Origin of the sequence: Streptomyces sp. NPDC048417 (assembly GCF_040651615.1) — a bacterium.
Classification (GTDB): Bacteria; Actinomycetota; Actinomycetes; order Streptomycetales; family Streptomycetaceae; genus Streptomyces.
In genome coordinates, this window is the sequence record NZ_JBEZKI010000036.1 from 57,890 (window position 1) to 75,747 (window position 17,858).

The window sequence follows — 17,858 nt, forward strand, 5'->3', positions numbered from 1 at the left end:
TCACGCACGAGGTGACGGGGCGACCGGTTCGTCCCCTGCTTTTCACACCTGAGGACATCTCATGGGAACTGTTGATCTGACCGGACGCGTGGCCCTGCTGACGGGCGCCACCAGCGGTATCGGCGCCGCGACCGCGAGCCTGTTCGCCGAACGGGGCGCCCATGTACTGGTCGCGGGACGGGACGCGGAGCGCGGCGACAAGGTGGTCGCGGCCGTCCGGGAGCGCGGCGGCAAGGCCGACTTCCTGGCGGCCGAGCTGCGGGACGCCGACTCGGTGCGGCAGCTGGCCAGGCGGGCCACCGAGCTGGGCGGCGGCCGCGTGGACATCATCGTCAACAACGCCGGCATCTTCCCGTTCGGGGCGACGGCCGAGACGCCGTCCAGCGATGTGGACGCCGTCTACGACCTGAACGTGAAGGCGCCGTTCTACCTGGTCGCCGAGCTGGCACCGGGCATGGCCGAGCGCGGGCAGGGGGCGATCGTGAACGTCAGCACGATGGTCGCCGAGTACGGGGTCGTGGGCATGGCGCTGTACGGGTCGAGCAAGGCGGCGGTCAATCTGCTGACCAAGGCCTGGGCCGCCGAGTTCGGCCCGCGGGGCGTGCGGGTGAACGCCGTGGAGCCCGGCCCGACCCGTACCGAGGGCACGGCCGCCATGGGCGAGGACCTGGACGTCCTGGCCGCCCAGGCGCCCGCCGGCCGGCCCGGCGAGGCACGGGAGATCGCCGAGGCGATCGCCTACCTGGCGAGCGACGCGGCGAGCTTCGTGCAGGGTGCGATCCTGCCGGTCGACGGCGGCCGCACGGCCGTCTGACGCATCGGGGGGCGCCGGTCCCACCGCCCGGCGCCCCGGCCGTGTCCGGCGACCTACGGCGGGCGCCCGGCTGAAGCGCCGGGCGCCTCGGGCAGTGCCCCGGCCGTCTCCGGCGAGTCGGTCAACTGTGTCGGCGGCGGTGTCTCGGCCGCGGCCGGTGGTGCCCCTGGCGAGGTCTCGGCTGCGGCCGGTGGTGCCTTGGCGGCGTTCCGGCCGTGGTCGGTGGTGCCTGGGTGGTGTTCGGGTGGTGGTCGGTGGTGCCTGGGTGGTGTTCGGGTGGTGGGCGGTGGTGCCCTGGCGGTGTTTCGGCCGCGGCCGGTGGTGCCCTGGCGGTGTTCGGGTCGTGTCGGTGGTGCCTCGGCTGGCTTCGGTGATGCGTCGGCTGTGTGCGGCGGGCCCCCTGCGGGCGCGGTCGGTCGGTGTCGGGTCGGGGGCGCGCGGGTTCAGGCCCCTGGCGGACGGTCCAGGGTTGCGATGAAGTGGCCCAGGTCGCGGCGGCGGGAGTCGGACGGCCATACCGCCCACGTGCGCCGTACCAGCGGGTGGCCGATCAGCGGTGACCAGGTCACATGGTCGGGCAACGGCTGCTGCCAGCCCGGCGGAGCCAGTGCGAAGGCCTGCCCGGAGGCGACCGCGGCCAGCTTGACGTCGGCGATCAGCGCCTGCCCCTCGGGCGCCTCGGGACCGAGATCGAGGCCGTGCCCGCGCAGGATCGCGGTCAGCTCGTCGTACCAGGCGGGGCTTCCGGCCCGCGGGAACCCGACCCACCGCAACGTGCCGAGCGCTTCGAGCGGGATGCCGTCGGGCCCGGCCAGTTCGGCGGCCTGTTCGGCGGCGACCAGCACACCGAGTCTCTCCCGTACGACGAGCAGTGCGTCGAACTCCGGCCCCGACGGCCGCTCCCGGAGAAGGCCGACGTCGAGGTCGGCGGCGCGCAGCGCGGTCAGCTGCTCCGCCGTGGACAGATGCCGGGCCTGCACCCGTGTCTCCGGATACGCCGCGGCCAGTTCGGCGAGCGCCGGGTCGAGCAGCCCGGACGGCAGCTCCAGGGGGATCCCGATGCGCAGCGCCCCGCCGCCCGGACCGGCGTACCCGGCCATCACCCGCAGCGCCTGATCGTGCCGGGCGAGCACCGCCCGGGCCTCGCCGGTCAGCGCGGTCCCCGCTTCGGTCGCCCGCACCCCGCTGCGCCCGCGCACCAGCAGCCGCACACCCAGCTGCCGCTCCAGCCCGCTGATCGTCTGGGACAGGGCGGGCTGACTCACATGCAGCCGCCGCGCGGCGGCGGACAGCCCGCCCTCCTCCACCACCGCCACGAACGCCCGCAGCTCCCGCAACTCCATGCCGCCCATGCCATCACGCCCGCCGATGGGAGTCACGCGCTTACATAATTCTCACGCGGCCTATCTTTTATGTCGATAACACTTATCTCCGACTATCTAGCCCAAATGGGAAACATGGGTGCACTCCGCTCGTTGGTATGTACGACGGCGAATAACCGGAAGCTCTGTATTCGCCGCCGATGGAAACCACCATCGAGGATCGGAGTGCCGCGATGTCGTTGACGTCGTCCGAACTGCCGTACGCCGCTCGCGCGGGCACGGTGAACGCCGAGACCAGGAGCCCCACCGAGCGCGGCGAGCGAGCGCGGCACGGCGACCGCTCGGGCGCCCTGCGCGCCGCGGTGTTCGGCGTCAACGACGGCCTGGTCTCCAACACGGCCCTGGTGATGGGCTTCGCCGGATCCGGCGTCTCCGGTACGGCCGTCCTGTTCGCCGGAGTCGCCGGACTGCTGGCCGGGGCCTTCTCCATGGCCGCCGGCGAGTACATCTCCATGCGCAGCCAACGCGAGGCCTACGAGCGCGAGATAGCGGTCGCCGCCGATCAGCTGCGCGCCGACCCGGGCGTCCATGAGGCGGAACTCGTCCAGGTCTACCGGGACAAGGGGCTGGACGCCGACGACGCCCGGCATGTCGCGACGACCATCATGCGGGACCACGACACCGCCCTGAACACCATGGTCCGCGAGGAACTCGGACTGGACCCGGACGAGTTGGGTTCGCCGTGGTCGGCGGCGTTCTCCAGCCTCGCCTCGTTCGCCGTCGGCGCCCTGACCGCCGTACTGCCCTTCCTCTTCCTCTCGGGTACGGCCGCGCTGCTCCTCGCCGTCGTCCTGGCGGGCAGCGCCCTGTTCGCCGTCGGCGGTGCGATCGGCCTGCTCAACGGCCGGGCGCCGCTGCGCTCCGGGGTCCGCCAGCTCTTCGTCGGCGCCCTCGCCGTCGCGGCCGTCTTCGGGATCGGGCATGTGATCGGCGCCAGAGTCGGCTGACCGCGACCGGCAGCACAACCGAACGAACTCATCACGCACGGAGGACAACCATGCGCAGCACCGCACTGGGATCGACCGGACTGCAGGTCTCCCGCATCGCCTTCGGTACCTGGCAACTCGGCGGGGACTGGGGCACCTTCGCCGAGGACGACGCCAAAAGTGCCATCCGTCGGGCCCGTGAGCTCGGGGTGAACTTCTTCGACACCGCCCAGGGGTACGGCTTCGGCGCCTCGGAACGCCTGCTCGGAGCCGCCCTGCGGGACGAACTCCGCGAACACCGCGACGAGGTGGTGATCGCCACCAAGGGCGGCCTGCGCCGCACCGACGCCGGTGTCGCCCGGGACGCGAGCCCCGCCGCCCTGCGCGCCGGCGTCGACGCCAGCCTGACCGCGCTCGGCGTCGACCACATCGACCTCTACCAGGTCCACTGGCCCGACCCGGAGGTGCCGCTCGCCGAGACCGCCGGCGCGCTGAAGGAGCTGGTCGCGGCCGGCAAGATCCGGCACGTCGGCGTGTCCAACTACTCCGCCGAGCAGATGGCCGAGTTCTCCCGCACCCTGCCGGTGGAGACGCTGCAGCCGCCGTATCACCTCTTTCGCCGCGGGGTCGAGGACACCGTCCTGCCCTACACCCGCCGGCACGGCATCGGCGTCCTGGTCTACGGCCCGCTCGCGCACGGCCTGCTGACCGGCACCCTCGGCGAGGACACCGTCTTCCCCGCCGACGACTGGCGGGCGAAGAGCGAGGTCTTCCGCGGCGAGACCTACCGGCGCAATCTCGGGGTCGTCCGCGCACTGGAGGAGTTCGCGGCCTTCCGCGACATGACGGTCAGCCAACTGGCCATCGCCTGGACCCTGGCCCGGCCGGGCGTGGACGCGGCGATCGTCGGCGCGCGGCGCGTCCACCACGTCGAGGACAGCCTCGCGGCCGCGGACCTCACGCTCGACGAGGTCGACCTCAAGGACATCGACTCGATCATGACGGCGGCCACCTCGGTCGCCGGACCTTCCCCGGAGAGTGTGTGATGACCACATCGACCGAACGGGCCGAACGGGCCGAACGAACAGGAAGGACCCGGGTCGGGGTTCTCGGCACCGGTGTCATGGGTGCCCCCATCGCGCGCAATCTGCTGCGCGCCGGGTTCGACGTGACGGTGTGGAACCGGACCCGGCAGCGGGCCGAGGCACTGGCCGGCTCTGGCGCTCGGGTCGCCGGTACCCCGGCCGGGGCGGCCGCGGAGGCCGGGTTCCTGATCACCATGCTCACCGACGGCGCCGCCGTGGAGAGCGCGATGACCGGGGCCGACGGCGCCCTGACCGCGCTCGCCCCGGGCACGGTCTGGATCCAGATGAGCACGGTCGGCGTCCACGCCACCCGGCGGCTGGCGGAACTCGCCGAGGGGATCGCCGCGTTCGTCGACGCCCCCGTCTCCGGGAGTTCCGGGCCCGCGGAACGGGGTGAGCTGCTCGTCCTCGCCTCCGGGGATTCGGCACTGCGCCCCCGCGTGCAGCCGCTGTTCGACGCTCTGGGCCACCGGACGCTGTGGCTGGACCGCCTCGGCGACGGCAGCCGCTTCAAGCTGGTGCTGAACAACTGGCTCGCGGTCCTGGTCGAAGGGATGGCCGAGACCGTCAGCCTGGTCGGCGCGCTCGGGCTGGAACCCGATCTGGTGCTCGGCACCCTCGCCGAGAGCCCGCTGGGATCCGCGTATGCGACGGCCAAGGGCCGGGCCATGGTCGAGCACGACTTCGCCCCGGGTTTCCCGCTGCACCACGCGGGCAAGGACGCGGCCCTCGCACTGGCGGCCGCCGACCAGCGCGGGCTCGAACTGCCGCTCACCGAGGCGCTGCTGAAGCGCTGGGACGAGGCGATCGCGTCCGGCCACGCCACGGACGACGTGGCCGCGGCCATCACCGCGGCCGGCCCGACACGCCCCTGAACCCGGCGCGGGAGGCCGGGCCCAAACCTCGATCCCGGCGCGGGATTCCGTGCGGGGCCCGCCGCCGGAGCCCGGTGCGGCCCTCAGACCGGCGCGGGAGGCCGCGAGGGAGCCCGCCGCCGGAGCCCGGCGTGGCCCTGGGCCCGGCGCGGGAGGGCGGTGGGGGAGGGGTCTGCCGGTGGCGGTGTGCGGTTGTTCGCGGTGCCTGTGGCTCGTCCCTCATGTCCCGGCAGGAACATGGTGTGGGCACGCGGTCGCCGTCACGCGCCCTCGGTCCCCGCACGCCCTTCACGGGCATCGCCCGCCCCAATTGCGCCGCTTGTTCCCTTATCGGCCGCGCACCTAGCCTTACACGGGTGCGCCGAAAGGGAACTCGGCCGATGTGTGCGTACGGAGTTGTCGTTCGCCGCCGAGCGGAAGAACCCTGACGCGTATGTCCCGGCGCCACGGCACTGCCTTTTCCCGTCCTTCGAAGGAGAAATCCTGCATGGATGTCGAGCCCATCGCGTTGGTAGGGATCGGGTGCACACTCCCCGGTCGAGTGCACGGGCCGGACGACCTGTACACAGTGCTGCGGGAGGGGCGGGACTGCGTCGAGGAGATCCCCGCCAGCCGCTGGGACGTGGACAGACTCTATGACCCCGACCCGCTGGCTCCGGGCAAGACCTACATCCGGCACGGCGGATTCGTGGACGACGTCGACCGCTTCGACGCGGCGTTCTTCGGGATCTCGGACGCCGAGGCGGTCCGAATGGATCCGCAGCACCGCCTGCTTCTGCAGACCGTGTGGCACGCCCTCGAAAACGCCGGACAGGACCCCACGGAAATGCGGGGCACCGACACCGGCGTGTTTCTCGCCCTGATGAACACCAACAACTACGGCACCCTCAAGCGCGACATCGAGGGGCTGAAGGGCGTCTCGGCCTACGACGCGATGAGTGACGCGAACAGCATCAGCGCCGGCCGAGTCGCTCACTTCCTCGATGTGAAAGGGCCCTGTTTCGCGGTCGACACCGCCTGCTCCGGTTCGCTGGTCGCCCTGCACCTGGCCCGGCAGTCCCTCCTCACCGGCGAGTGCGAATCGGCCGTCGTCGCCGGCGTCAACCTGATCCTCCACCCCGACGTCCATGTCGCCTTCTGCAAACTGGGGCTGTTCTCCCGCAGCGGGCAGTGCCGGGCGTTCGACGCCAAGGCGGACGGCTACGTCCGCAGCGAGGGCTGCGTGGCCGTACTGCTGCGCCGGCAGTCGGTCGCGGAGGAACGGGGCGACCCCATCCTGGCCACCGTCGTCGGCAGCGCGATCAACCACGACGGGCACACGCCCGCGCTGACCGCCCCCAACGGCCGTACCCAGGAGCAGGTGATGCGCACCGCGCTCGCCCGCAGCGGCGTCGACCCCGCCGAGGTCGACTACGTCGAGGCGCACGGCACCGGGACCCCGGTCGGCGACCCCATCGAGATGGGTGCCATCTCCCGGGCCTACGCCCGTTCGCGCACCGCCGACCGCCCCCTGTACGTCGGCTCGGCGAAGAGCAACTTCGGCCACACCGAGGCCGCCGCCGGACTCCTCGGCGTCGTCAAGGCCGCCCTCTCGCTGCACCGCGAGACCATCTACGCCAGCCTCCACCTCGACCGGCTGAACCCCAGGATCGACCTCGACGGCGCCCCGGTGGAGGTCCCCACCGAGGCGGTGCCCTGGCCCCGGACGGACGTCCCGCGGTTGGCCGCCGTCAACTCCTTCGGCTACAGCGGCACCAACGCCCATGCCATCCTGCGGGAGGCACCGCAGCCGAAGCCGCAGGCCGGGGCGGTCGCCGCGAAGCCGCGCCCGGCCGAGCTGCTGGTGCTGTCCGCCAAGTCCCCCGAGAGCCTGGACGCACTGGCCGAGCGCTGGGCGGAGTACCTGTCCAGGACCGACCGGGAGACCCTGCCGGCGGCCGTCTTCACCGCCGCCACCGGACGCGCCGCGCACCGCCACCGCATCGCGGTGACCGGGCGGGGCGGTATCGAGATCGCCAACGACCTGCGGCTGTGGCGGACCCGCCGGACCTCGCCGTCGGTCAGCGGCGGGCACCCCGCGAAGCCCGCCAGGACCGCCTTCGTCTTCACCGGCCAGGGCGCGCAGTACCCGGGCATGGCCCGCGAACTGTACGGCGGCGAACCGGCCTTCGCCGCCGCCCTCGACCGCTGCGCCGAACTGCTCGACCCCGAACTGCCCGTACCGCTGCGGCGGTTGCTCTTCGAGGACCGGGCACCGCAGGCGCTCGACGACACCCGCCTCGCCCAGCCAGCGCTGTTCGCCGTCGAATACGCGCTCGCCACCCTGCTGCGGTCCTGGGGAGTCGTCCCGGACGCGGTGGTCGGGCACAGCATCGGCGAGGTCGTCGCCGCGTGTGTCGCCGGCATGCTCCCCCTGGAGGACGCCGCCCGGTTCAGCGCGGTGCGCGGCCGGCTGATGGGCGAACTGCCGCGCGACGGAGTGATGCTGGCCGTGGCCGCCGACCCGGAGACCGTGCGGGGCTGGCTGTCGGGACGGGAGGCGGACGTCTGCGTCGCCGCCGTCAACGGCCCGCGCGCCGTGGTCGTCTCCGGGCGGGCGGCGGCCGTCGACGAGGTGGCACGCCGTGCCGAGGACGCGGGCAGCCGTACCACCCGGCTGCGTACCTCGCACGCCTTCCACTCGCCGCTGATGGACCCGGTCCTGGCCGAGCTGGGCAAGGCGGCCGCCGGGCTGCGCACCACCGCCCCGGCCGTCCCGGTGTTCTCCAATGTCACGGGCGAGGCGCTGACCGGCGCGGAGGGGCCGGAGTACTGGAGCCAGCAGGCGCGCCGACCGGTCCGGTTCCACGACGGCATGCGTGCGGTGGCCGCGCTGGGCTGCGGCGTGGTCCTGGAGATCGGCCCACATCCCGCTCTGGGGTCGTACATCCCCGAGGCCTTCGGCGACACCGGCGTGACGGTGATCCCGACCCTGCGCCGCGACGGACGGGACACCCGTGACCTTCTCACCGCCGCGGGTGCCCTGTTCACGGCGGGGGCCGCGGTCGACCTGCCCGCCCTCTACCCGGGCCCACGCCACCGCCGTACCTCCGCCGCCCCGCGCTACCCGTTCCGCAAGGACCGGTACTGGGTACGGCCCGCGCCGGACGCCGGACCCGGCGAGCCGGCGGCCGTGGCGACACCGCAGCCGCAGGAGCCGGCCGTGGCGCCGGTGCCCGCACCGCGGCAGGCCGCCCCCCGGATCGTGCGCCGGCACGAGGTGCGGGCGGGCACGCCATGGGCCGACCACCGGGTCCTCGGAGCGACCGTCTTCCCGGCCACCGGCTATCTGGAACTGGCCCTCGACGCCTACGCGGCGGACACGGCCGTCGAGTTCACCGACGTCGACTTCCTGCGCCCGCTGATCCTGGCCCCCACGCGACCCAGCACCGTCCGGGTCGATCTGGAGGACTCCTCGGCCACGGGCGGCTACCGGTTCACGGTGGCCGGCGACGGGGACGGCGAGCCCCGCTACTGCCAGGGGAAGGCCGGTCCGGCCGACCGGCGGGACGCCCCCGTGACACCACCGGAGCAGCTGCGCGCGGCGATGCCCACGGCACTGCCGCCCGGCCGGCTCTACGGGCTGCTCCGCGAGGACGGCATGGAGTACGGGGCGAGCTTCTCCACCGTCCGCGAGCTGTGGCTCGACGAGCCGAGCGGGCAGGCACTCGGCCGGATCACGGCCGCACCCGACGGCGCCTCACCCGTCAGCCACGCGCACCGCTTCGCCACCATGCTCGACGGCTGTCTGCATCTGACCGCCGCCGCGGCACGGGAGGGCGCCGCCAGGGGCGCCCACGTCCCGGTCGGCATCGGCCGGATGGCCCTGCACGGACCGTTGCCCGACCAGATCTGGGGCCACCTCCGGCTGCGCCCGAACCCCGACGGGAGCGCGTTCTCGGCGCGGTTGAGCGTGCTGGACGACGCCGGGCACCTTCTCGCGGACCTCGACGACATCGAGTTCCGGCGCATCGCCTCGCTGACCGGCACCTCGGTCGTCCCCGCCGCACCGGCCGACGGCCGCCCCCGGGACGGCGGCGACTCACGGGCCCAACTGCGGGCTCGCGTCGAGCCCCTCCCGGCCGCCGAGCGCCGCCAGGTGGTCATCGGCTGGCTCGCCGACGAGATCGCCGACACCCTCGGCCGGATGTCGGCGGAGATGGAGATCGACCTGCACGACCTCGACCCGTCCCTGGCCCTGCTGGAGATCGGTCTCGACTCACTGAGCATCACCGAACTCCAGCGCCGCATCCAGGAGAAGCTCGACTTCCGCTTCCAGGCGATGGAGGCACTGGAATACCAGAGCATCGAGGAACTGGCGGAGTACCTCCTCCAGCGCGTGATCCTGGCGGACCCGGCGGCCACCGCCCGCCAGGGCTCCTGACCTCCACCCTGTCGCCGATCCCACCCAGAGGGGAAGTGCCGGCCACCGTGTTGAGCCCCGACCACGTCAACGACTACCTCGACAGCCATCTCACCGAACGCCAGGTCAACAAGATCCAGCACGGCTTCCCGTCCCCGCGGTACTGGAACGAGCTGTCCGTACCTCTGGACGAGGTCGGCGCGGACCGCCGGCACCTGCGCGCCACCGGCGAGCAGTCCCACGTGTTCCTCTACGTCGGCGTCCCGTACTGCATCCAGACCGACCCCGGGAAGTGCGGCTACTGCCTGTTCCCCGTCGAGGAGTTCCAGGGCAACGCCGCGCTGGAGGACTACTACGGCTACGTGGAACGCGAAGCGGAGATGTACCGGGAGCAGATGGCGGGCTCCGTCCTCGTCGGAGCCTACTTCGGCGGGGGCACCTCCAACCTCTACCGGGCCCCCGTCTACCACCGGCTGATGGACATGGTGCGCCGCCTCTTCCCCGAGATCGATGACGGGGCGGACCTCACCCTGGAGGGCATCCCGCAGCTCTTCTCCCGGGAGAAGATGGCGGCCATCAGGGACTCCGGGATGAACCGGATCAGCATGGGCGTCCAGCAGGTCAACGAGCGGCTCAACGGCTTCAGCGGCCGCAAGCAGACGACCAAACACGTCATCCAGAGCCTGGAGTGGGCCCGCGAACTCGGCCTGGCCGCCAACGTCGACATCATCTTCGGCTGGCCCCAGCAGACCGTCGACACCATGCTGGAGGACCTGCGGACCCTGGTCTCCTGGGAGGTCCACGACATCACCCACTACGAGCTGAACGTCGGCGGACCCACCGACTTCGCGCTCAACCGCTTCCACGAACTGCCCAGCACCCTGGCCAACCTGGAGATGTACCGGGCGGGCCGCGACTTCCTGCTCGACCAGGGCTACGAGCAGCTGTCGACGTACAACTTCCGCCGCCCCGGGGACCCCGCGGTCAAGGACTTCCGGGAGGGCTACACCAGCCGCGTCGAACAGGTCGACAGCCTCGGACTCGGTTACGCGGCGATCACCTTCTTCGGCAACCCCACGCTCCCCTCGGGCCGTTCGTGGTCGTTCATCAACCACCGCAGCCTGCCGCAGTACAAGGCGGCGGTCGACGCCGGCCGGTTCCCGGTCGAGCGGGGCTTCCGCCACACCCCCGACGACCTGTTGCTGCTGGCCCTCTTCCGCGGTCTCATCAGCACGCGGATCGACCGGGCCCAGTACCGCACGGGCTTCGGCGTCGACGTGTACGAGAAGTTCGCCACCGTCTGGGACGCGCTCGCCGAGCGCGGGTACGCGGAGATCACGCCGGAGCGGATCAGGCTGGTCGGCGACGGCGCGTTCTACGTGCCCATGATCTCCACGCTGATCGCCGAGGAGCGCTACCGCGAACTGCGCGAGGAGGCGGCCCGGCGCAAGCAGGAGTCGCGCCGGCCCGCCGCCGTGACACCGGAGGCGGGCAGTGACGGCTGACCTCCCGCTGGCGGGCCGCGGCTGCGTGGTCACCGGGGGCTCGCGGGGCATCGGCGCCGCCGTCGTCCGGCTGGCACTGGCGCAGGGCGCCGACGTCGTCTTCGGCTACCACAGCGACGAGAAGCAGGCCCGCGCCCTCGCCGACGAGTTGTGCGCCGCCCACCCGGAGCGGCGCTGCACCCCGCTGTACGCCGACGTCGCCGACACCGGGGCGGCGGCACGGTTCGCCGCCGCGGCGCTGGACCGGCTGGACCGCTTCGACATCCTCGTCAACAACGCGGGCATCACCCGCGACACCCTGTTCGCACGGATGGCCCCCGAACAGTGGCACCAGGTCATCGGCACCAACCTCGACAGCATGTACACCATCACCAGACCGCTGCTGATGCCCCTGGTGAAGCAGCGCAGCGGTGCCATCGTCAACATCGCCTCCTCCGCCGGACTGCACGGCACCCCCGGCCAGACCGCCTACTCCGCCGCCAAGGCCGGGATCATCGGCTTCACCAAGGCACTGGCCAAGGAGATCGGCAGCCGGGGCGTCACCGTCAACGCCGTCGCGCCCGGACTCATCGAGACCGACATGACCGCCGCCATACCCGGAGACAGGGCCGAGTTCCTCAGATCCCTGATCCCCGGCCAGGCGTTCGGCTCCCCGCAGGACGTGGCCCACCTGGTGTGCTTCCTGGCCTCCGACCGGGCCCGCTACATCACCGGGCAGGCCGTCGAGATCTCCGGCGGCCTGGTCGTATAGCCCCCTCCAGTCCCCTCAGCCTGTCTCCGCACGGTCGCCGCTCACGCGCAGCAGGCCCTCCTGGGCGAGGGTGGCGACCAGCACCCCGTCGCGGGTGAAGACCCGGCCGAGGACCAGTCCCCGGCCGCCGGCGGCCACCGGGGTCTCGTGGGCGCACAGCAGCCAGTCGTCCGCGCGGAAGGGCCGGTGGATCCACACGGTGTAGTCGAGGCTCCGGGCGGTGGCACGGAACCACGACACCCCGTGCCGGACCGCCACCGTCTCCAGCATGGTCACGTCGCACACGTACACCAACAGACAGGCCTGGAGCAGCGGTTCGCCGCCGTCCGGCACCTCGCCCCGGATCCGGACCCACACCCTGGTCCGGGCGGACACCAGCGCCGGGTCCTGCTCGGCGTCGAAGCTCAACGGCCCCACGAAGCGGGTCTCGTACGGCTTCCCGAGCGGGGCGACCGCCTCGCCGAACGCCTTCGTCAGCCGTTCCTCATAGGTCGGCAGGCCCTCCGGGTCCGGTACGGCCGGCATCGGCTCCTGATGGGTGAGGCCCGGCTCCGGGCGGTGGAAGGAGGCGGTCAGCGCGAACACCTCACGGTCGCGCTGGGTGGTACGGACCCGCCGGGTGGCGAAGGACGGGGTGGTCTTCACCCGGTCGACCCGGTGGTCGAAGGGGGCCGTCGGCAGGCCGGCCCGTACGAAGGAGCAGTGCACCGCGTGCACCGGCAGCCCGCCGGGCACCGTACGGCCGGCGGCGGCCAGTGCCTGGGCGGCCACCAGCCCGCCGTACACCGGGGAGGTGCGCTCCAGGGGAGGGCGCCCCACAAAGCACTCCTCGTGCTCCCGGTGCTGCCCGTGTGCTCTGTGTTCCCCGTGTTCCCCGTGTTCGCCGTGCTCCGCGTCGTCGCGGCCGGGTGCGGGGGCCGGATCGAGGAGGCCGAGCAGTTCCAGCAGTGCGGGTTCCTGGTGCATGGGCCTCGCTTCGCTCGCCGGCGACAGTGCTCGGTCGGGCCAGTATCGCCAGCTCGGAGTCCGTCCATCAATCGAACTGGCTGACGGCGGGCGGCAGTTCACTACACCGCCCCTCCGTTGCCCGGAGCGCCTCAGGGAGGCCCTGTCATGCTGGACCGCGTCAGCGCGGTGCTGTACCGGCGGCGCGTCGCCGTGCTGTGGGTGAGCGCGGTCGCCGTCGTGCTCGCCTGGATCGGTGGCCTGGGCGTGGAACACCGCCTGGTCCACGGGGGTTTCTCCGACCCCGGTGCGCAGTCCGCCCGCGCCGAACGGCTGGTGGCCGAGCACTTCCCGGCCGCCGGCGACGACCTGGTGCTGCTGCTCAGCGGCACGACGTCCGTCGACTCGGCGGAGATGACCTCCCTGGGTACGGCCCTGACCCGGCGCGCGGCGCGGATCCGGGGCGTCCGGCTGGCCACCTCGTACTGGACGGCGGGCCGCGCGCCCGCGCTGCGCTCCCGCGACGGTGCCATCGGGCTGGTCACGCTCTCCCTCCGCGGCGACGAGGACGACCGGGCGAAGACCGCCGGCCGGGTCCTGCCGGACGTCCGGCGGCACGCCCGGGGGCTGACGGTCCTGGCGGCCGGCCCCGCGCAGGTGCAGTCGGAGGTCGGCGCGCGTACCGCTCACGACCTGCTGCTCGCCGAGGCGATCGCCGCGCCGATCACCCTGGTCCTGCTCCTGCTGGTCTTCGGCGGCGCGGTGGCCGCCACCCTGCCACTGGTCATCGCGCTGCTGTCGGTCCTGATGAGCCGGGCGGTGCTCAACGCGCTCGCGGGCGTGGTGCCGATCTCGGTGTACTCGATGAACTCCACCACCTCGCTCGGCCTCGGACTCGCCATCGACTACAGCCTGTTCGTCCTCGCCCGCTTCCGGGAGGAACTGCGCGGCGGCGCCACCGTGCGGGAGGCGCTCGGCCCCACCGTGCGCCGGGCCGGGCGGACGGTCGCGTTCTCCGCGCTCACCGTGGCTCTGTCCCTGGTCGCCCTGCTGGTCTTCCCGCAGTTCTTCCTGCGATCCTTCGCCTACGGCGGCATCGCCGTCGTGCTCTCCGCGGCGGCGGGCGCGGTCCTCGTCCTGCCCGCGCTGCTCGCCGTCGTGGGCCATCGGGTCGACCGCTACGACGTGTTCGCCCGGCTGCGCGGCCCGGCAGGCCCGACAGGGCCCTGGGAGAACGGACGCTGGTACCGGTTCGCGCTGGCGGTGACGCGCCGCCCACTGCTCTACGGCGGTGGCGCGGTGCTGCTGCTGGCGGTCCTCGCGTCCCCGTTCCCCCGGGTCTGCGCGGGCCTGTTCGACGACCGCTCGCTGCCCGCCTCCGCCCAGGTGCACCGGGCCACGCAACTGCTGCGCGACCGGTTCGACGCCGACGCGCTGGGCACCGTCCCCGTGGTCGTCCAGGGCGTACGGCCCCGGGCGGTGGAGCCCTACGCCCGCGCGCTCTCCGCGGTGCCCGACGTCCGCCGGGTGACCGCGGTGTCCGGGAGCTATGTCGCCGGGCACCGGGTCCGGGGACCGGGCCCGGCGGCGTCGGCGGACGGCGACAGCACGCGCGTCTCCCGTGACACGCGCGTTTCCCGTGACACCCGCGTCACCCGCGTCACCCGTGACACCCGCGTCTCCCGCGTCTCCCGCGTCTCCCGCGTCACACTCGTCACCGTGGTCTCCGGGGCCGAACCGGACTCCCCGGCGGGCACCCGGCTGGTCCGCGGGCTGCGGGGGGTGGCCGCGCCCGCCGGAGCCACGGTGTCGGTGGGCGGCCGGGCCGCCGAGGTCCAGGACAGCACCGCCGCCGTCGCCCGGGCCACCCCGGCCGCGATCGGCATCGTGGTGGGCGCCTCCCTGCTGCTGCTCTTCCTGTTCACCGGGAGCGTCCTGATGCCGGTGAAGGCACTGGTGCTCAACACCCTCAGTCTCAGCGCCACGTTCGGGGCGATGGTGTACGTGTTCCAGGAGGGGCATCTGTCGTTCCTCGTGGGCAGCCCGGCGCACACCGGCACACTGGACGCCACCATCCCGATCCTGACCTTCTGCGTGGCCTTCGGGCTCTCCATGGACTACGAGGTCTTCCTGCTCGCCCGCATCCGCGAGCGCTACCTGCTCACCGGCGACAACACGGAGTCCGTCGCCTTCGGCCTCCAGCACACCGGCCGCATCATCACCGCCGCGGCCGTCCTGGTCGCCGCGGTGCTGTTCGTCTTCTCCGTCTCCGGAGTGACCATGCTGAAGCTCCTGGGGGTCGGCCTGGCCCTGGCGGTGGTGCTGGACGCGACGCTGGTGAGGGCCGTGCTCGTCCCGTCGTTCATGCGGCTGGCGGGCCGCGCCAACTGGTGGGCCCCGGCCCCGCTGCGCCGCCTCCACGACCGCGTCGGGCTGCGCGAGGACACCGGCGCGCCGGACATGCCGAGGGCGGCGCGGGCCGGTGTTCCGCCGGGAACACCCACCCCCGGCCCCTGACCGACGCGCCGAGACCTGCGCCATGCGGCCGCCGCGCCTTCCTGGCGGCGGAGGCGCCGGGGCTGTCCCGGTCGTGGTCGTGGTCGGCTCGCGGTGCGGTCAGCCGAGGGGTCCGGCCGGGTCGGGTGCGACCTGGCCGGACCCGCCGGTCGGGGGATCAGCGCGGGTTCGGCGTCCGTGCCACCGGATCGGCTACCAGCCGACGGCGACCAGGAGCCATTGCGGGTTGGCGTGGGAGACGAAGGAGGACTGGCCCGCCACGTCGTCGTAGGGGAAGCCGTAGGCGAGGTGGTTGATGGCGTTGTCGTGCCAGAACTTGGCGTAGTAGTTCGCCGGTGCCGCCGTGTAGAACTGGGCGGGGTCGGACTGCTGGGAGGCCGGCAGGGTGGCGACGTGGCGGTTGAGGGCGGCGCACATGTTCGGGTTGCCCGCCAGTGCGGCCGCGCAGCCGAAGATGTCGGAGGTGGCCGCGGTCACGCCCACTGACTGGGCGTACGAGGTGAAGTAGTTCGCGTTGGCGCCGCCCGCGCGGAAGCTCGGGTCGCTGCCGGGCGCGATGATCCGGTACGGGGCCTGGGTCTGGGCCAGCACCTTGAACTGACTGGGCACCGCGTCGGTGAAGCGCTGGAAGGTGGTGGCGCGGTCCTCGGCGAAGGTCTGGCGGTTCTCGCCGACCTCGACGTCATAACCGTCCTTGGTGTGCAGGCGCATGGCCAGCTTCAGGCCGAAGGCGTCGACCCGGGTGGTGTTGCCGTTGAAGACGTTGTTGCCGACCGTGAACTCGATGAAGTCGTAGTACGAGCTGGTGGGCGAGCCCAGGTAGAAGTACATGCGGCCCGCGGAGTTGGCCGGCATGTCGAGGTAGGGCTGCTCGGCGATGGAGTGCGTCTGGCCGTTGAAGCTCCAGTACACCTGGCTGTCGGGGTACTTGCCGTTGGTGCGGTTGAGGATCTTCACCTCGACGGCGTTGTTCGCGGCGGGGATGTCGCTGGTGCTGCCCCAGAAGTCGTCCGGCGGGGTGGTCGACCCGGGGCCGTAGACCTGGAACTCCCACAGGGAGTAGCCGTACGGGGTGCCGCGCGCGGTGCCGTAGAGGCGGACGAAGCGGCCACTGCCGGTGATGGTCGGGTTCTGGGTTCCGCCGGTGGCGGTGGTGGTGGAGTAGACGGTGGTCCAGGTGCTGGCGTCGGTGGAGGTCTGGATCTGGAAGGCGGTCGCGTAGGCGGCCTCCCAGGTCAGGGTGACCCGGCTGAGCTGCTGGACGGACCCGAGGTCGACCTGGAGCCACTGCGGGTCGGAGAAGGCCGAGGACCAGCGGGTGCCGGTGTTGCCGTCGACCGCCGCGCTCGCGGGGAAGGAACCGTTCTCGGTCGAGGAGGCGGTGGCGGGCCTGCCCTGGGACAGCAACTGGTCGGCGGCGTGCGCGGGCGACGGTGCGAGGACCGCGAAGAAGGCGGCGATCAGGACGACCACCAGGCCGAGAGCCGCGCGTGGGCGTACGGCGCCGGCCGGTTGTCTGCGGGTGGGTGCGCTGGCGGAACTCTGCATGCGGAGTCTCCTCAAGCCGGTTCGGCGTGCGTGGGGATGGAGCAACAGCAGACCGCTCCCTCGGGTTGTAGTCCCGCCGATGTCCGCCGTCAACAACTGAAGCCGAAATCAGTCGGGTTGCGACCCCGCAGACGACACGGCGCTGATCCCGGCGCCGGTATCGCGCGCAACGCGTCCGCAGCCTTCAGCTTCCGACCGTTTGGACGGCCCCAGTCAACCCGCTTCTACAACCCTTGACGCGACCGGTACGGACCTTTCCGTGCTGTCATGTCGCCGCCCGGGGGGATCACGAGCAGGTCGTGCGGTGTCCCCAGGCGTGACCGGGACCGAGGCTGGTCGCGCTGCGCCCAGGGACGCGGTCGAGATGTGCCCGTGCGCTGTTCGCGGTCCCGCGGGCGGCCCGCCGGAGGGACCCGCGGCAGGCGTGGCTGTCCGCGAGAGCGGCGCAGGGCGCCGTTCGGGCGGCGCTGAGAAGGACGGCGGCAAGGCCGCAGGGGGCAGGAGCGGCCGGCGCCGACGACGACGTGCGTGCGAGGCCGTCCTGGTGCCGGGCGCTGTCGTCGACTCCCCGCCTTCGGCGTGTGCGGCTGGGCTGTGCGTCCGGGGGCCGGCTCGGGCTCCGTCTTCAGGGCCGCGCCTGGAGCCACCCCCGTACGGGGCGGAGGTGTTCGTCGTCCCTGGTCCGTCGGCGAAGCGGCGGCGGCCGCGACAGGCCCCGATCACGACCGCCTACTCTTGACCCATGACCAGCAGCAGTGACCGGAGCGCGGCAGTTTGACGTTCTTTCATCTCAAACCTATGAAATCCGCACCTACGGGTGATGGCTTCCACAAACGGCCTGTAGGTTCCTGACCAGCTGTGATGCGAATCAGCGGGCGTCGACGCAGTCGGTGACCCGGGCGTTTCTGAGGTAGTGGTCTCCGGTCTGGCGGTTGACGACGAGGGCCCAGGTGCCGTCCCGTTCGGCGGTCACCATGCCGATGAGGTGGCCGTGTCTGTCAGTGTCCGGCTCGCAGACGTAGGGGTGGGTGCTGGAGCGGGGCTTGAAGCGGAGGCTGGGTGAGCCGCCGCAGAGCGGCTTCCAGGTGGTGCCCCTCTTGTACGCCCC

11 protein-coding genes are annotated in these 17,858 nt (G+C 72.5%); 8 read left to right on the plus strand and 3 right to left on the minus strand.

Translation table 11 applies throughout. The features are described 5' to 3' along the window. The first annotated feature begins 61 nt into the window (after positions 1 to 61). The gene (locus tag AB0D59_RS41870; RefSeq protein WP_362576526.1) at positions 62 to 814 is read left to right on the plus strand and encodes an SDR family NAD(P)-dependent oxidoreductase; all 753 of its coding nucleotides are present in this window, start codon (positions 62 to 64) and stop codon (positions 812 to 814) included. Between the two features lie 443 nt (positions 815 to 1,257). Here the strand turns inward: AB0D59_RS41870 and AB0D59_RS41875 are convergent, their stop codons facing one another. Beyond that, positions 1,258 to 2,193, minus strand: a complete 936-nt coding sequence (locus AB0D59_RS41875) for a LysR substrate-binding domain-containing protein (protein WP_362576527.1) — start codon at positions 2,191 to 2,193, stop codon at positions 1,258 to 1,260. 143 nt (positions 2,194 to 2,336) lie between these two features. Between AB0D59_RS41875 and AB0D59_RS41880 the strand changes: the two genes are divergently transcribed. From AB0D59_RS41880 to AB0D59_RS41905, 6 genes are all read left to right on the plus strand, one after another. Then, on the plus strand, positions 2,337 to 3,143 hold the full coding sequence (locus AB0D59_RS41880) for a VIT1/CCC1 transporter family protein (RefSeq protein ID WP_362576528.1): 807 nt from the start codon (positions 2,337 to 2,339) through the stop codon (positions 3,141 to 3,143). 50 nt (positions 3,144 to 3,193) lie between these two features. After that, the gene (locus AB0D59_RS41885; RefSeq protein WP_362576529.1) at positions 3,194 to 4,168 is read left to right on the plus strand and encodes an aldo/keto reductase; all 975 of its coding nucleotides are present in this window, start codon (positions 3,194 to 3,196) and stop codon (positions 4,166 to 4,168) included. After that, positions 4,168 to 5,082: an NAD(P)-dependent oxidoreductase gene (locus tag AB0D59_RS41890; RefSeq protein ID WP_362576530.1), complete on the plus strand. Its 915-nt coding sequence runs from the start codon at positions 4,168 to 4,170 to the stop codon at positions 5,080 to 5,082. Before AB0D59_RS41885 ends, AB0D59_RS41890 begins: the two co-directional genes overlap by 1 nt. A gap of 487 nt (positions 5,083 to 5,569) precedes the next feature. Next, a complete protein-coding gene (locus tag AB0D59_RS41895) occupies positions 5,570 to 9,505 on the plus strand; it encodes a beta-ketoacyl synthase N-terminal-like domain-containing protein (RefSeq protein WP_362576531.1) in 3,936 nt (1,311 codons plus the stop codon). A 35-nt stretch (positions 9,506 to 9,540) separates the two neighbouring features. Beyond that, entirely contained in the window at positions 9,541 to 10,989 is a 1,449-nt protein-coding gene (locus tag AB0D59_RS41900; protein WP_362576532.1) for a radical SAM protein, read from the plus strand. After that, on the plus strand, positions 10,979 to 11,740 hold the full coding sequence (locus AB0D59_RS41905) for an SDR family NAD(P)-dependent oxidoreductase (RefSeq protein WP_362576533.1): 762 nt from the start codon (positions 10,979 to 10,981) through the stop codon (positions 11,738 to 11,740). The genes AB0D59_RS41900 and AB0D59_RS41905 overlap by 11 nt, the downstream gene beginning before the upstream one ends. Positions 11,741 to 11,755: 15 nt before the next feature. On the opposite strand, the gene AB0D59_RS41910 is transcribed toward AB0D59_RS41905, so the two are convergent. Then, entirely contained in the window at positions 11,756 to 12,706 is a 951-nt protein-coding gene (locus AB0D59_RS41910) for an acyl-CoA thioesterase domain-containing protein (RefSeq protein WP_362576534.1), read from the minus strand. A 147-nt stretch (positions 12,707 to 12,853) separates the two neighbouring features. Between AB0D59_RS41910 and AB0D59_RS41915 the strand changes: the two genes are divergently transcribed. Further along, positions 12,854 to 15,202, plus strand: a complete 2,349-nt coding sequence (locus AB0D59_RS41915) for an MMPL family transporter (RefSeq protein ID WP_362576535.1) — start codon at positions 12,854 to 12,856, stop codon at positions 15,200 to 15,202. Between the two features lie 192 nt (positions 15,203 to 15,394). Here the strand turns inward: AB0D59_RS41915 and AB0D59_RS41920 are convergent, their stop codons facing one another. Beyond that, positions 15,395 to 16,750 (minus strand): beta-1,3-glucanase family protein, encoded by a 1,356-nt coding sequence (locus AB0D59_RS41920; RefSeq protein ID WP_362576536.1) that lies wholly within the window; start codon positions 16,748 to 16,750, stop codon positions 15,395 to 15,397. Between the last annotated feature and the right edge of the window lie 1,108 nt (positions 16,751 to 17,858).